The sequence below is a fragment of the Caulobacter sp. NIBR1757 genome (assembly GCF_027912495.1).
Lineage (GTDB): Bacteria > Pseudomonadota > Alphaproteobacteria > Caulobacterales > Caulobacteraceae > Caulobacter.
Genome location: NZ_CP115463.1, coordinates 3,555,852 through 3,571,014, shown reverse-complemented (window position 1 = coordinate 3,571,014; position 15,163 = coordinate 3,555,852). Strand labels below are relative to the sequence as shown.

At 69.6% G+C, this 15,163-nt stretch carries 15 protein-coding genes; 9 read left to right on the top strand and 6 right to left on the bottom strand.

The window, feature by feature from the left end:
- Positions 1-181: 181 nt before the first annotated feature.
- Complete coding sequence (locus tag O5I81_RS17270; protein WP_271066100.1) at positions 182-2,656, bottom strand: hypothetical protein; 2,475 nt, start codon at positions 2,654-2,656, stop codon at positions 182-184.
- A gap of 182 nt (positions 2,657-2,838) precedes the next feature.
- Between O5I81_RS17270 and O5I81_RS17265 the strand changes: the two genes are divergently transcribed.
- From O5I81_RS17265 to O5I81_RS17255, 3 genes are all read left to right on the top strand, one after another.
- Positions 2,839-3,024 (top strand): (2Fe-2S)-binding protein, encoded by a 186-nt coding sequence (locus O5I81_RS17265; protein ID WP_271066099.1) that lies wholly within the window; start codon positions 2,839-2,841, stop codon positions 3,022-3,024.
- 132 nt (positions 3,025-3,156) lie between these two features.
- Positions 3,157-3,645, top strand: coding sequence for a bacterioferritin (gene bfr, locus O5I81_RS17260; RefSeq protein ID WP_271066098.1), 489 nt, complete (start codon positions 3,157-3,159; stop codon positions 3,643-3,645).
- 127 nt (positions 3,646-3,772) lie between these two features.
- On the top strand, positions 3,773-4,342 hold the full coding sequence (locus O5I81_RS17255; protein ID WP_271066097.1) for a TspO/MBR family protein: 570 nt from the start codon (positions 3,773-3,775) through the stop codon (positions 4,340-4,342).
- On the opposite strand, the gene glp is transcribed toward O5I81_RS17255, so the two are convergent.
- From glp to O5I81_RS17240, 3 genes are all read right to left on the bottom strand, one after another.
- Complete coding sequence (glp, locus tag O5I81_RS17250) at positions 4,339-5,529, bottom strand: gephyrin-like molybdotransferase Glp (protein ID WP_271066096.1); 1,191 nt, start codon at positions 5,527-5,529, stop codon at positions 4,339-4,341. The two genes, O5I81_RS17255 and glp, sit on opposite strands and share 4 nt — an antisense overlap.
- A gap of 171 nt (positions 5,530-5,700) precedes the next feature.
- Complete coding sequence (locus tag O5I81_RS17245; RefSeq protein ID WP_271066095.1) at positions 5,701-6,528, bottom strand: ferredoxin--NADP reductase; 828 nt, start codon at positions 6,526-6,528, stop codon at positions 5,701-5,703.
- A gap of 97 nt (positions 6,529-6,625) precedes the next feature.
- The gene (locus O5I81_RS17240; protein WP_271066094.1) at positions 6,626-7,264 is read right to left on the bottom strand and encodes an HAD hydrolase-like protein; all 639 of its coding nucleotides are present in this window, start codon (positions 7,262-7,264) and stop codon (positions 6,626-6,628) included.
- A gap of 155 nt (positions 7,265-7,419) precedes the next feature.
- On the opposite strand from O5I81_RS17240, the gene O5I81_RS17235 reads away from it, so the two are divergent.
- The 6 genes from O5I81_RS17235 (at position 7,420) to O5I81_RS17210 (ending at position 14,020) form a co-directional block, all read left to right on the top strand.
- Entirely contained in the window at positions 7,420-9,063 is a 1,644-nt protein-coding gene (locus O5I81_RS17235) for a phage tail sheath C-terminal domain-containing protein (RefSeq protein WP_271066093.1), read from the top strand.
- A 72-nt stretch (positions 9,064-9,135) separates the two neighbouring features.
- Positions 9,136-9,426, top strand: coding sequence for a DUF1330 domain-containing protein (locus O5I81_RS17230; RefSeq protein WP_271066092.1), 291 nt, complete (start codon positions 9,136-9,138; stop codon positions 9,424-9,426).
- Positions 9,427-9,469: 43 nt separating this feature from the next.
- Entirely contained in the window at positions 9,470-10,243 is a 774-nt protein-coding gene (locus tag O5I81_RS17225; RefSeq protein WP_271066091.1) for a tyrosine-protein phosphatase, read from the top strand.
- Between the two features lie 171 nt (positions 10,244-10,414).
- The gene (locus O5I81_RS17220) at positions 10,415-11,875 is read left to right on the top strand and encodes an MFS transporter (RefSeq protein ID WP_271066090.1); all 1,461 of its coding nucleotides are present in this window, start codon (positions 10,415-10,417) and stop codon (positions 11,873-11,875) included.
- A 40-nt stretch (positions 11,876-11,915) separates the two neighbouring features.
- Positions 11,916-13,280, top strand: a complete 1,365-nt coding sequence (locus O5I81_RS17215; protein WP_271066089.1) for an anthranilate synthase component I family protein — start codon at positions 11,916-11,918, stop codon at positions 13,278-13,280.
- On the top strand, positions 13,277-14,020 hold the full coding sequence (locus tag O5I81_RS17210) for an aminotransferase class IV (RefSeq protein ID WP_271066088.1): 744 nt from the start codon (positions 13,277-13,279) through the stop codon (positions 14,018-14,020). The genes O5I81_RS17215 and O5I81_RS17210 overlap by 4 nt, the downstream gene beginning before the upstream one ends.
- Here the strand turns inward: O5I81_RS17210 and O5I81_RS17205 are convergent.
- Complete coding sequence (locus O5I81_RS17205) at positions 14,013-14,543, bottom strand: TadE/TadG family type IV pilus assembly protein (protein WP_271066087.1); 531 nt, start codon at positions 14,541-14,543, stop codon at positions 14,013-14,015. The genes O5I81_RS17210 and O5I81_RS17205 overlap by 8 nt on opposite strands.
- Positions 14,543-15,118, bottom strand: coding sequence for a TadE/TadG family type IV pilus assembly protein (locus O5I81_RS17200; protein WP_271066086.1), 576 nt, complete (start codon positions 15,116-15,118; stop codon positions 14,543-14,545). The genes O5I81_RS17205 and O5I81_RS17200 overlap by 1 nt, the downstream gene beginning before the upstream one ends.
- Between the last annotated feature and the right edge of the window lie 45 nt (positions 15,119-15,163).

Genomic DNA, 15,163 nt, shown 5'->3' with positions numbered 1-15,163 from the left:
CTGTGGGCCCGGGCGTGGGTCGCTCGTAGGTCGGTGCGCGGGGTCTGTAGGTCGAAAATGCAACCACGTGACCTACGCCGCCAGCCAGGGGCAGGCGAGGGGCCGGCGGAGGGCCTCAATCGTCGATGAATATGTCTAGACATATTCCGCAAACGCCCGGCCGGCGGGGGTTTGGCGGGGTCTAGAGCAGCCAGCCGCCCCAGTCGGCGGTGACGTCGCCGTTGATCTTGACCTGGTAGTCGGCGATTCCGTTGCCGTCGATGTCGAGCCGCACGGTGGTGATGCCGGCGGCGAAGGTCAGGGTCATCTCGCCGGCGTGCTTTGTGAAGCGGTCGACCTGGGCGAGGGTCCCGGCATAGGCGCCGGTGAAGTCCAGAAGGTCGCCCTCGGCCGTTGAGAAGTCGTAGATCTGGTCGGTCTCGAGGACGCCGCCGAAGGCATGGGCGACGCGGAAGGCGTCCAGCCCCGTGCCGCCGCGCAGCAGGTCGTTGCCGAGGCCGCCGACGATGATGTCGTCACCGTCGCCGCCGTTGAGGGTATCGACGCCGCCCAGCCCGGACAGCAGGTTGTCGCCGGGGTTGCCCTGCAGGTTGTTGGCCCCGGCGTTGCCGGTCCCGGCGACGTCGCCGCCGCCCTGCAGCTCCAGGCCCTCGATGTTGTCGGCCAGGACCCAGGCGTTGGCCGTGCGGACGATGTCGTAGCCCTCGCCGGCCAGTTCGAGGGTCTGGTCGCCGGCGTCGTCGACGATGAAGACGTCGTTGCCGAGGCCGCCGGTCAGCAGGTCGGCCCCGGCGCCGCCGTCGAGGTAGTCGTTGGCGTCGCCGCCGGTCAGGACGTCGGCCTGCGCGCCGCCGTCCATGCGGTCCGCGCCGGCTCCGCCGACCAGGGTGTCGACCCCCGTCCCGCCGAACAGCTTGTCCGCCCCATCGCCGCCGTTCAGTTCGTCGTCGCCGGCGTCGCCGCTGAGGATGTCGTTGCCGGTACCGCCGATCAGGTCGTCCGCGCCGTCGCCGCCGTAGAGGACGTCGTTTTCCGAGCCGCCGTCGAGGATGTCGTCGCCGCCGAGCCCCCTGAGGGTGTCCTTGCCGCCCAGGCCGGACAGGGTGTCGGCCAGGGCGCTGCCGGCATAGGTCTGGTCGGCTGGCGAGCCGACGAAGGCCGCCCGCTGGCCGAAGACGATGTAGGCCGTCCCGACGTACTGCGGCACGCTGCCGGTCCGGTAGGCGCCGACCACAAGGTCGTCTGCGCCGTCGCCGTTGAGGTCGCCCGCCGACGCCACCGAGATGCCGGCCTCGTCGCCGAAGGATCCGCCGTTCAGCCGGAAGCCGTCGGTCCCGTCCAGGGCCGACAGGTCGAGCGAGGCGGGAAAGCCGCCGGCCGAGCCGAACACCACGAAGGCCGCCCCGGCGCCGCCCGCCGCTTTGTTGGCGCCGAGGATGAGGTCGCCCAGGCCATCGCCGTTGACGTCACCGGCCGAGGCCACCGAGATGCCGGCGCGGTCGTAGGCCGCGCCGCCGGTCAGGCGGAAGCCGTCAGTCCCGTCCAGGGCGGAAACGCTGAAGCTGGGCGAAAAGCCGCTGGTCCGCCCGAAGACGATGTAGGTCGCGCCTGAGTTGGTCCCGTTGGCGTCGGCGGCGTCGGCGCCGATGGCGAGGTCGTCGAGGCCGTCTCCGTTGATATCGCTGACCGAGGCGACCGAATGGCCAAGCTGGTCGCCGGCCGCGGCGCCGGTGATCCGGAAGCCGTTGACGCCGTTCAGGCCCGACAGTTCGACATTGGCCAGGAAGGCGCCGGACACGGCGGTGTCCCTGCCGAACAGGACATAGGCCGCGCCGGAACTGGCGCCGGCCGGGTCGGCGTAGCGCGCGCCGATGATCAGGTCGTCGATTCCGTCGCCGTTGACGTCCCCAGCCGAAGCGACCGCGTCGCCGGACTGGTCCTCGAAGGCCACGCCGTTGATCTGGAAGCCATTGGTCCCGTCGAGGGTGGAGAGGTCGAAATTGGCGGGCATGCCGGCGGCCGTGCCGAAGATCACATAGCTGGCCCCGGAGCGGCTTCCGTTTGGAGAGGCCGCCGCCGCGCCGATGATCACGTCGGCGAAGCCGTCGTTGTTGATGTCGCCGGCCCCGGCGACGCAGGCGCCGCTGGTGTCGAAGGCCGCCTCGCCGTTGATCTGGAAGCCGTTGGCGCCATTCAGGGTGCTGAGGTTCAGCGCGGCGCCGAAGCCGCCCGACTGGCCGAACACGACGTAGGACGCCCCCGAACCGTTGCCGTTGGGATCGGCCCCCGGGGCCCCGATGATGAAGTCGGCAAGACCGTCGCCGTTGAAGTCGCCGATCGCGCCGAGGCTGGAGCCACTGAGATCGTTGCTGCCCTCGCCGTTGATCCGGAACCCGGTCGCGAACGACAGGTCGGCGGACGAGAGGGTAGCGGCGAAACTCCCCGCCCGGCCGAACAGGACGTAGGAGACGCCGCTGCTGGCGGCCGACCCATCGGCGTTGGGGGCGCTGACCAGCAAGTCGGCCAGGCCGTCGCCGTCGATGTCGCCGACCCCGGTCACCCGCCAGCCCAGAATATCTATGAAGTCGACCCCGTTGATCCGGAAGCCGTTGGAGCCGTCGAGGCTGTTCAGATCGATCGAGGCGGCGAAAGGCATGGGGAACTCCGGGCGCGTTTGGCGCGGACCCTGGAAGCGCGGCCCCCGGCGATCAAATTCCGAATTGCCCGCCTCGTATTCCAGCCAGGAATGGATGGCGGCTTCGTTGCGAATGCGTTGCAACGGCGCTGAGGATGCGCTAGAGAACGAGAATTGTTCGCAATCGGGTTCGGGGTTCTCCCTTGTACGTCTGCAACTGTAACGGCATCCGGGAACGGGACGTGCGCCAGGCCATCGCCGCCGGCGCCTCGCGTCCGGCCGAGGTGTTCAGGAGCCAGGGCTGCCAGGCCCAGTGCGCCAAGTGCGTCTGCGAGATGCGCCAGATGATCGACGAGAGCCGCGAGGCGCTGCGTTACGCAGCCGAGTAGGGGCGGTTACTGTTGTCGCGAGGCATTCGCGAAGATTTGTCTGCTAGCGCGAAACGTTCGCAGAGATTGCAGTTGCGGGCTGGCCCGAAGCGAGGGCAAGACCTCTTCAATTGAACCTTGAGGAGCACCGCCATGAAGGGCGATCCGGCCATCATCCGCATTCTGAACGCGGTCCTGACCAACGAACTCACGGCGGTGAACCAGTACTTCCTGCATGCGCGGATGTACCAGCACTGGGGCCTCAACAAGCTGGGCCAGATCACCTACGACGAATCGATCGGCGAGATGAAGCACGCCGACAAGCTGATCAAGCGCATCCTCTTCCTCGACGGCCTGCCCAACCTGCAGGACCTGCACAAGCTGAAGATCGGCGAGACGGTGCCCGAGGGCCTGGCCGCCGACCTGGCGGTCGAAAAGGGCGGTCGCGAGACGCTGATTCCGGGCGTGAAGGCCTGTGAAGAGGCGATGGACTACGTGTCCCGCGAACTGCTGGTCGAGATCCTCAGCGACACCGAGGACCACATCGACTTCCTCGAGACCCAGCTCGATCTCGTGCGCCAGCTTGGCGAACAGAATTACCTTCAAAGCGCCATGGGCGAGATGCAGGGTGAGGGTCACTAGGAGCGCGTTCCGATAAGTGGGAACCGGTTATCGGATCAAACGCGCGACCACGTGGAGCCGGAACCCGACTCGCCCAGGCGGCGTTGAGCCGGAGGCTCGGCTAGTCCGGGATCCAGGGAGACTTTGCATGCGCTACGAAATGGGCCCCGAGGGAATGGTCGAGGTCGAAGCCAAGCCGGTGACCACCGCGGGCCATGTGCTGCTGGGCCTGCTGCTGGCCGGCGGGGCCGTCGCCCTGGCCGAGGTCATCGCCTCGCGGCGCAGCCCGGTCGAAGAGCCTGACTACATGAGCGAGTATGCGGAGTCGCAGGGGCCGGTGAGCAACCCGCCCAAGGCCGCCTTCTCGGTGATCTGGCCCTCGATGTTCACCGCCCTGACCATCTCCGGCCTGCGGGTCTGGAACAGCCCGCAGGGCGCGACCCGCACCCGGGCCCTGACCCTGTGGGGCCTGGTGCAAGGCTTCTCGGCCGCCTGGATGGCGCTGGGGCCCAAACGGGTCGGCGGCCGGGTGGCCGTCGCCGTCGCCTCGGTCGGGGCCGGCGCGGTCTACGCCTATCACGCCATGAAGGTGCAGCCGACCCCCGGCGCGGTGGCGGCCCCGACGGCCGGCTGGATGGGCGTCGCCAGCCTGCTGAAGGACCAGTGGGACCGGCGGGTGCACCGCGGCGGCCAGGACCACGGGCCGACGGTTCACTAGCCCCGGTTCAGTCTCAGGATTTCGACGAACGTCCCGGCCTTGACCGCCGGGGCGTTCGCGCGTCGGCGCAGCAGGGCGTCGGCGGCGGCGAACACCGTCACCAGGCTGCTGTCCTGGTCGGGCAGGGCCCGCACGCCCTCGGACCCGAGGATGGCCCGCATCCAGTGCTCGCGCGGGCCGGCGGCGGGCAGGTCTTGCGCCAGGATGGCCGGCTCCATCAGCGGGCCCGCCGCGCCGCCGGACATGGCGGCGATCAGGGGCTTGAGGAACAGTTCGGCGCAGACAAAGGCGCTGGCCGGGTTGCCGGGCAGGCCGAGCACGCGGCGGCCGTCGCTCAAGGTCCCGAACCAGGTCGGCTTGCCGGGGCGCACATTGATGGTCTCGACCAGCAATTCCAAGCCGAGGCGCTTCAGGGCCGGCTTGACGAGGTCGTAGTCGCCGACCGAGGCGCCGCCGACGGTGATGATCAGTTCGGCGTCCGCCCCGGCCACGGCGGCGGCGATGGCGTCCTCGTCGTCGCGAGCGGGGCTGAGCCGGTGCGCCAGACCGCCCCAGCGGGCGATCATCGGCACGAGGCCGGCGCTGCCGCTCTCGAAGATCTGGAAGGGCCCGGGATGGCCGCCGGGGGAGACCAGTTCCTCGCCCGTGGCCAGGATGGCCAGGGTCGGGCGGGCGCTGACCTGGAGGGCAGCACGGCCGGCGGCCGCGGCGAGGGACAGCCGCCAGGGATCGAGGCGTGTTCCGGCTTTGAGCAACAGCGTCCCGGCCTGGAAGTCGCCGCCGGCGCGGCGGATGTTGGGGCCGGGGGAGGGCGGCCGGGCGATGCGGACGATGTCGCCGTCGCGCATCGTGTCTTCCTGGATGATGACCCGCGTGGCTCCGGCTGGCACGGCGGCGCCGGTGAAGATGCGGACGGCCTGGCCGGGCCGCAGCGCGCCGTCGTGGCCGCGCCCGGCGGCGCTCTCGCCGGCGATGCGCAGTTGGTCACCCTCAGCGGGGTCGCCGATGACGGCCCAGCCATCCATGGCCGAGGCGTCGAACGGCGGCTGGTCGCGGACGGCATGGATGTCCTCGGCCAGGGTCAGGCCATCGGCTTCGGCCAGGGGGAGGGTGTGGATCGCCGTGCGCACGGCGGCGCCCAGCATGCGGGCGCGGGCGTCTTCGACGGTGAGGTTCTTGAGGGACATGCGGCGAGCTTTCTCACGCTCTCCCCCTCGCTGTCATCCTCCGGGGCCGCGGAGCGGCAGCCGGGGGACCCAACTGTCCGCGTGAAAGCTGCCGGGAGTCTTTCCAGAGCCGCCCTGGGTCCCCCGGTCCGCTACGCGGCCGGAGGATGACAGCCCTTGGGGGGGCGGTTGCTACCCCACGAACGCCCGTTCCAGCACGTAGTCGCCCGGCTCGGCGTTCGAGCCTTCGACCAGGCCGTGGCTTTCGCAGAGGGCGGCCATGTCCTTGATGAAGTCCATCGAGCCGCACAGCATGATGCGGTCCTCGTCGCGGTTGAAGGTCACGCCCTCCAGCCCGAGGTCGCGGAACAGCTGTCCCGAGCTGATCAGGTCGGTGAAGCGGCCCTGGCGCTCGAACGGCTCGCGGGTGACGGTCGGGTAGTAGACCAGCTGCTGGCGGGCCTCCTCGCCGACCAGCGGGTCTTCGAAGATGTCCTGGGTGAACAGGTCGCGGTAGGCCAGTTCGTTCACCTCGCGCACGCCGTGGCCGACGATGACCTGCTCGAAGTTGGAATAGGCGTCCGGATCGCGGGCCACCGACAGGAAGGGCGCGAGACCCGTGCCGGTGCCGAACAGGAACAAGCGCTTGCCGGGCCGCACGGCGTCGAGCACCAGGGTGCCGGTCGGCTTCTTGCCGAGCAGGACGTCGTCGCCCGGCTGGATGTGCTGCAGGCGCGAGGTCAGCGGGCCGTCCTGGACCTTGATCGACAGGAACTCCAGCTCCTCGGCGAAGCTGGGCGAGGCGATGGAATAGGCGCGCAGGATGGGCTTGCTCTCACCCGGCGCCGGCGGCAGGCCGATCATCACGAATTCGCCCGAGCGGAAGCGGAAGCTTTCGGGGCGGGTGATGGCGAAGCTGAACAGCCGGTCGGTCCAGTGCCTGACCCACAGAACCTTCTCGAGATTCTGGGCGGCGGAGGGGGTCCAGGTAGAGGCGGCCGGGGCGGCGACGTCCGACATTCGGGAGTCCTTGCAGGCGCGCGGGGAGGCGCTGAGTGTCGGGTTTCCATGTGGCCCCGACGGGCGGGATGTCAACGCAGGGATACTGCGGGCCTGGTTAGGGATGCTGCCCGGCGGCGAGAAGGCGCGGGATGTCAGCCATGTCCGCAAAGCTGTGAGCCGGCCTCTCCCGGGCCAGGCTGTCCGCCGTTGCATAGCCCCAGGCCACGGCGCCGAAGGCGGCGCCGGCCTTGCGCGCCGCTTCGCCATCGCGGGGCTCGTCGCCGATGCAGAGGGTCTGGCCGGGCGTGGCCCCGGCCGCCTTCATCGCCCGCCTGAAGTGGGCCGCCTTGCCGAACAGGCTGGCCCCGCAGCCGTAGTGGTCCATGCGAGCGGCCAGATCAGGACCCAGCACCGCCCGCACGTTCGTTTCGGCGTTGGAGCTGACGACGGCCAGGCGCAGGTCGGCTCCATCCAGGGCCGTCAGCATCTCGCCCACCCCGGGGAACAGGCGGATGGTTCCGATGTCGGCGGTCATCCGCGCCTTCATGTCGCGGGCGATGAAGGGCAGGCGCCAAGGCGAGACGCCCAGCCGCCTGATGATTTCCCGGTTGGGCAGCCCGCGCAGGGCCTCCACCTCATCGGCCCCGACCCGCCGGAAGCCATGCCTGTCGGCCAGGCTTCCCAGGACGCCGACAAACCAGGGGGCGCTGTCGGCCAGGGTGCCGTCGAAGTCGAAGATGATCAGTCGGTACATGGCGCCCCTCAACAGCCATTCCGCATGCCGATGTGGATACCGAACGAGCCTCGCCGCCACAACCGCAACAGGGATGTTTGACGCCGGCCGGAGCCCCGGCATAGGGTCGCGAATGCCGTCGGCGATCGCGCGCAGGTGGTATCAGCGGGGGCGACATGTCGAATCTGGAATTCCCGGGCGTTTACGTCACGCCCCTGGTGACGCCCGTCTCCGCGATCACCTCGGTCCCGACCAGCAACACCGTCTTCATCGGCGCGGCCGAGACGGGGGCCTTCAACACCCCGACCCTGGTGACCAGCTGGAACCAGTATCTCGCCACCTTCGGCGGGCTGGTCTGGGGGGCGCAGATGCCGTTCGCGGTCTTCAGCTTCTTCGCCCACGGCGGCAGCGTCTGCTACGTCGTCCGGGCCGGCACGGATGCGGCGGGTCTGGAAACCCCGGCCAGCCTGACCGCCGGGCCGCTACAGATCAGCGCCGCCAGTCCTGGCCCCTGGGGCGACAGCCTGGCCGTGACGATCAGCGACGCGCCGCCCGCAGGTGCTGGCGGCGCGCCCAGCCCGACGTTCGCCGTCAACGTCTACTACAGGACTCCGGCGACCGGCGCGGTCCTGAGCGTTTCCGACCAGCTGTTCGCCGCCTACGCCTCGAGCAACGCCCTGCCGGCCCAGGGCTTCGGCGGCGAGACCTACAGCCTGATCGAGAGCTTCGGCCCCTTCAGCGCCGCCGACCTGCAGGGCGTCGCGGGGGCGCCCAGCAACATCGAGATCCGCATCAACCAGGCCTCGATGTTCATCCGGGTGGCGGCGACGGCGGCGACCCGGCCGGCCAACCTGGCGCAGCCGACAGCGCTGTCGGGCGGGGCGGGCGATCCCGTGGCCGGGGCGCCGTACCTGGCGACGGCGCTCGGCGCCCTGGACCTGTTGACCGACGCAAGCCTGCTTTGCGCGCCGGAGACGGTGTGGATCGCCGACCTCGGGCTGCAGCGGGCGGCGGTTCAGCAGGTGCTGGCCTGGTGCGACGCGCGGCCTCGCAAGGACCTGTTCTATATCGCCGATACGCCCTTTGGCCTGTCGACGCCGGAGGCCGACGCCTTCAAGACCGGGGCCGCCAGCCCGGACGGCGTGGTCCCGGCGGGGGCGGCGCTGACCTCGTCGCATGGGGCGATCTACTATCCCTGGATTACCGTCCTCAATCCGCTGTCGAACGGGATCGTGGCGATCGCGCCGTCTGGCGCCATGGCCGGCCTCTATGCGCAGACCGACGCCAGCGTCGGGCCGTGGAAGGCGGCCGCCGGCATCACCAACGGCGCCTTAAGCGGCGCGACCGCCGTGGTGGCGACGGTGACCGACGCCGATCAGGACATTCTCAACCCCGACGGCGTCAACGCCATCCGGATGTTCGCGAACTATGGCGTCTGCGCCTATGGGGCCGGGACGATGGCGAGCAGTGCGATGCCCGGCGACCCCGACCTGACCTACATCAGCGTGCGGCGCCTGCTGACGATGATCGAGCTGTCTGTGTCCAACGGCCTGCAGTGGGTGGCGTTCGAACCGACCAGCCCGGCGCTCTGGTCCACCGTAAGCCGCGGTGTCCGCCTCTACCTGACCGGCCTCTGGCAGGAGGGCGCCCTGTTCGGCGCCACGGCGGCGGCGGCTTTCAGCGTCCAGTGCGACGCGGCCAACAACACACCCGCCGACCAGGCCGCCGGCCTGCTCAACGTCGATATCATGGTGGCGCCGATGCACCCGGCCGAGTTCGTCGTGCTTCGTGTCCAGGTGGCGACCCTGGCCAGTTCCTGACCTGCCGCCACGTCATACTTGGCGCCGCCGCTCCGCCTGCCTAGCGTGCCGCAAAACCAGCGAGGACACGCCATGACCGCCTACGTCATCTTCATCCGTGACAGCATCAAGGACGCCGAGGAGATGGCGACCTATGGCCAGAAGGCCGGCGCCGCCCGCGGCGACCACCAGATCACCCCGCTGGCCTTCTACGGCGCCGTCGAGACCCTCGAGGGGCCGCCGGTCGATGGCGTGGTGTTGCTGTCCTTCCCCGATTCCGCCGCCGCCCACGCCTGGTACGACAGCCCGGCCTATCAGGACGCCCTGCAGCACCGCCTCAAGGGCGCCGACTACCGGGTGATGATCGTCGAAGGTCTCGGCTGATCCCGTCTCGCTTTCGTCACGCCCAACCGTTAGGAGCGCGGCCATGACCCGCAAGCTTGGCTACGCCACCATCGAGAACCTGCGCGACTTCGGCGACTATGCCGCCGGCCATCGCCAGATGAAAAAGGGCGTCCTCTACCGCTCCGCCCACCAGGCCGAGGCCTCGGAGGAGGAGTTGGAGGCGCTCCGGGCGCTCGGCGTCAACCTGATCGTCGATCTGCGGCGGCCGGGCGAGCGCGAGCGCAACCCGTCCAAACGCTGGAAGGACTTCGCCGCCGAGGTCATTGAGAACAATCACCCCGAGGATGGCGACGATCCCTGGCAGACCTTCATGAAGCATTCCGAGATCACCTCGGAGTCCATGCGGGACTATATGCTGAAGTATTACGACCACGCGCCGCACGAGGTTCGCCACATCGATCTCTACACCCGCTGGTTCCAGCGCCTGGGCGAGACGGAGGGCGCCACCCTGGTCCATTGCGCGGCCGGCAAGGACCGCACGGGCATCCTCTGCGCCCTGACCCATCACATCGCCGGGGTGCACCGCGACGACATCATCGCCGACTACCTGCTGACCAACGACGAGGAGCGCTTCGCCCGCCGCATGCCGCTGTTCGCGGCCCATGTGGAGGAGCTGACCGGCAAGCGCCCTAGCGACGAGGCCATGCGCACCACCATGGGCGTCGAGGCCGAATACCTGGAACGCGCCTTTGCCGCCATGCAGCGGGAGAACGGCGGGCTGGACGGCTATCTGCGCGACGTCCTGGGCGTTGACGGCGAGCGGCGGGCGGCGGTCGAGCGGCGGATTCTGCTCTAGGGTTCCGCCTTCCCTCGCGGCGCCGAACGCACGTTTAAAATCCCTCTTCCCAGCCGCCCAAATCAGGCTCACGGTAGCGGCAAGGCCGCGCTCTGAGACGGCTTCCTGCTTATCGGAATTGGGAGACGTCGGATGGTTCAAACGCCCACGCCGGGGCCGCTAGGCGGTCCCTTGCCCGGCAGTCTGGAGCCCGGGGCCACGGCGGGCGCCGATGCGGCGGGCTATGGCGGCGCCGGCTTTCGCGACATGCCGCTCGGGGCCTGGGCCTGGGCCATCTTCCAGGGCGGCCGCGATCCCTATGTGATCCTCATCACCATCTACATCTTCGCCTCCTACTTCACCGCCCTGGTGGTCGGCGACGGGGTCAAGGGCCAGGCGATGATCGCCACGGTCAGCACCCTCAACAGCCTGTTCATCGCCGTCACCGCGCCCCTGCTCGGCGCCTCTCTGGAACGGTTCGGGGCCCGCAAGCCGGGACTGCTGCTGACCGTCGCCCTGATGGTTCCGCTGATCGCCATGCTGTGGTTCGCCAAGCCGGGCGGGGCGGGGTTGCCGATCCTCGGCACCCTGTGGATCTTCGGCATCGTCGGCATCCTGTTCGCTTATTGCGAGGTGATCCACAACAGCCTGCTGATGACCGCCGCCGGCCATCGCCATGCGGCACACGCCTCCGGCCTCGCCCTGGCGGCGGGCAACTTCTTCTCGGTCATCACCCTGACCTTCTGCCTGTTCGCCTTCGCCCTGCCCGGATCGCCGGGCACCGAGGCCTGGACCTTCCTGCCCAAGGCGCCGCTGTTCGGGCTCGACGCGGCCACCGCCGAACCCTTGCGCATCTCGGCGCTCATCGCGGCGGGGCTGATGGCGCTGGGCTCGATTCCGCTATTCCTGTTCACCCCCGACGCGCCCTCGACGGGCGTCAGGCTGTGGCAGGGGGTCAAGGAGGGGGCCGCGAACCTCTGGCTGACGATCAAGCTGCTGCGCAGCGAGCGGGACATGTCGATCTTCCTGGGCTCGCGCATGCTGTTCAACGACGGGATGACGGCCCTGCTGATCTATGCTGGCATCTATGCCGCGGGCGTTATGGGCTGGCGGATGGAGATGTACGCCTACGGCATCCTGCTCAGCATCTTCGCGGTGATCGGCGGGCTGATGGCGGCCCGGGTGGACAACGCCCTGGGACCGCGCACGGCGCTGATCGTGGAGATCGTCGGCTGCATCATCTGCATCACCGCCCAGATCGGCATGACGCCGGACACCATCCTCTACTTCTGGCACTACGACGCCGCCGCCCACGCGCCGCTGTGGGACGGACCGATGTTCCGGACCCTGCCGGAAGTGCTGTTCCTGATGATCGGCTTCGGCACGGCCATCTTCGTCACGGCCCAGTACGCCACCAGCCGCACCATGCTGACCCGCCTGTCGCCGCCGGACAAACTGCCCGCCTTCTTCGGCCTCTACGCCCTGTCGGGCACGGTGACGGTCTGGCTGGGGTCGGCGCTCGTCGCCCTGTTCACCGGCCTCTACAAGACCCAGCAGGCCGGCTTCGTGCCGATCATCGCCTTGCTGGTCTTCGGGCTGATCGGCCTGCTGTTCGTCAAGGGCGGCGGCAGGGGAGAGTTCCGCACGGACTGACGCCCTTCCCCCTGGCGCGGGGCGGCGCTATTGGCCGCCCATGCGTCACGTCGCCATAGAGCCGCGTCCCTGGCGGGACCCGGCCGAGGTCCTGTCCGCCTTCGGGACGGAGACGGGAACCTGCGCCTTCCTGTCGGGGGGCGAGGGGCCGAGAGCGCGGTGGTCCTATGTGCTGCGCAAGCCCGATGGGGCGACCGGTGCGCGGGCCGGACTGCCTCCGGACATCCAGCCGTTCGATGCGTTGCGTGATCTTATCGGCGAGCGGTTCGACAACGATCCGGACGGGCCGCCCTTTCAGGGTGGGGTCGCGGGCCTCGCGGCCTACGAACTGGCCGACTGGATCGAGCCGGTTGACCTCCATCGCAACGAATACTGGCCGGACCTGGCAGTCTATCGTTATCCGCGGCTGCTGGCCTTCGATCACCAGGAGCGGCGCGTGCTGGCCGTCGGCCGAGGCGCCGACCCGGCGGCAGCACGGGCCCGGGCGGACGAGGCGGCCGCCTGGCTGGCGGAGCCGGCGCGGCCCCTCCAGGCCGGTCAGCTGGCCACCGGCTTCCACAGCCGCACACCCGCGGAGGACTACGAGGCTTCCGTCGCCCAGGTCGTGCGGCGCATCCGGTCGGGCGAGATCTTCCAGGCCAACATCGCCCGCATCTGGAGCGGGCGCCTGACGTCCGGCGTCGAGCCGATCGACCTGCTGCGACGGCTGGTCGCCGACAGTCCCGCGCCGTTTGCCGGTTGGCTGCATATGGGAGGCTACGCCGTGGTCTCCAACTCACCGGAGCGGTTCGTCACGCTCGACGCCCGTCGCGACTTCACCATCGAGACCCGCCCGATCAAGGGCACCCGTCCGCGCGGCGCCACGCCGGCCGAGGATCAGGCCCTGGCCGACGAACTGCTGGCCAGCGAGAAGGATCGGGCCGAGAACCTGATGATCGTCGACCTGATGCGAAACGATCTGTCGCGGGTCAGCCCGCCCGGAAGTGTCAAAACGCCGGACCTGTTCGCGGTCGAAAGCTTCACCAACGTCCACCACCTGGTCTCGACCGTCACCGCGAGGCTGGCGCCGGGCCTGACAGCGGTCGATCTCCTGCAGGCGGCGTTTCCGCCCGGCTCGGTGACGGGGGCGCCGAAGGTGCAGGCGATGAAGGTGATCAAGGCGCTCGAGCCGGCCCGAGGCCCCTACTGCGGCTCGCTGTTCTGGGCTGGTGTGGATGGCGGGTTCGATTCCAGCGTGCTGATCCGAACCGTCGGTTTCATCGGCTTCACCGGCCTTGGCTGGAGCTTCGAAGTCCGGGCCGGGGCGGGGATCGTCGCCGACAGCGACCCCCGCGCGGAACGGCTGGAAACCGAGGCCAAGATCGCCGCCATCCTGAGGGCCCTGACCAGCGAGGCTGGGGCATGACCGTGCCGCAGGATGACCGCGGCCTGCTGCTGGGCGACGGCCTGTTCGAGACCCTGCTGGCCCGGGGCGGGGCGCTGGAACACTGGGATTCACACCTGGCCCGGCTGACGGCCGGTTGCGAGACCCTCGGCCTGCCGGCCCCCGACGGGGCGGCAGCGCGCCGCCTGTGCGAGCAGGCGGTCGACGACGCCAGCCTCAGCCGCGCCGCCGTGCGGTTGACCCTGACGGCCGGCTCCGGCGGCCGGGGCCTCGACCGGCCCGCGCAGGCGCAGCCGCGCCTGTTCGTCACCGCCAGTCCCTCGCCGGCCCCGACCGGCCCGGTGCAACTGGTAACGGTCGGGGTTCGGCGCAACGAGCACTCGCCGGCCTCGCGGCTGAAGACCCTCAGCTATCTCGACAACGTCCTGGCCCGCCGCCAGGCCGGCGGGGCCGAGGCCCTGATGCTCAACACCGCCGGTGAGGTCGCCTGCGCGGCGGCGGCCAATCTGTTCTGGGTGAGGGACGGCCGGTTGCAGACCCCGGCGCTCGACCGCGGTGTGCTGGACGGGATCATGCGGGGCCTGGTGATCGCGCGGGCGCGGGCGAGGGGCATTGCGGTCGAAGAGGTGAGGGTGGGTCGCACGGCGCTCGACGGCGCGGCGGGCCTGTTCCTGACCAACAGCCTGATCGGCGTACGGCCGGTGTCGATGCTGGATGGTCGGCCGGTCGAGGACAGTCCGCTGGTCGCCCTGGTCAGTTGACCTTGGTGACGGTGTCCGACTTGCGGGGCCGCAGGTAGAACTTCTTGTTGAAGACCACGGCGTTGGGCACGAAGTAGTCGACCGGCGAGTCATAGCTGTACTGCACTTCCGACAGGATGACGCTGTCGCCGGCGACGGTCAGCAGGCCGGCGGGAACCGTCTGGGTGGTGTTGGCCGCAAGCGCCGTCAGGCCGTCGGCCTGGCTCCAGGCGACCTTGGGCACGAGCGAGGCGTTGGCGACGATCGAGGTCACCCGCATCTTCAGGGTCGTGGTCGGGAACGGCGAGATCACCGCCCGGGCGATGGTGAAGATGTCGGTCACCGTGCTGGTGCTGATCTGGGTCGACTGGGCGACAAGGTCGCCGATCGAGGAGGCGGCGTGGCTGGCACGGCGCTCGGCCATCATCGCCTGGGTCAGTTCGGCCAGGCCGAAGTAGAAGGCGATCAGGGCGGGGGCGATCAGGGCGAACTCGACGGCGGAGACGCCGCGCTTGTCGCGCGCCAGGCGGCGGAACAGGCCCATCAGGTCCCCCAGGGCTCGTTGCGGAAAGTGACGGTGGTGCTGATCAGCCGCTTGTTGCTGCCGATGTTGGCGAGCCCGGAGTTGAGCAGCGGGGTGAACAGGGTCCAAGTATAGTAGGCGCGGATCAGGACGATGTCCTCGGCGTTGCCCGGCAGCCACTGGCCTTCCTGTACGACGCCGTTGGTGACCGTCGGGCCGGCCAGGACCCGGTTGCCCGAGGCGTCGGTGGTCATCATCGAATCGAAGTTGGTGAAGGTGCGCACATCGACGGTCAGGTTGTTGGCGCAGTCGCTGCCCAGCCAGGACATGTCGGCGCAGATGGCGCTCTTGAAGCTGTCGCGGTTGCCGCCGCTGCTCTGCAACTCGCCGGTGCGGATCTTGCGGCCGGCGGCGTCGGCGGCGTTCTGCAGGGTGGTCGACACCAGGAACACCATGCCCAGCTCCAGCACCGCGAACAGCAGTGTCAGGAAGGGCAGGGCGACGAAGGCGAACTCGACGGCCGTCGCGCCGCGCCTGGCTGAGCCAAAGCGGGCAAGGAATTCGCGGGCTCGCGGAAAGGGGTTGGTCGCGTTCACGAAGCCGACCCTAGCGGTACAGGCTTAAGGCAGGGTTTAGGGGGA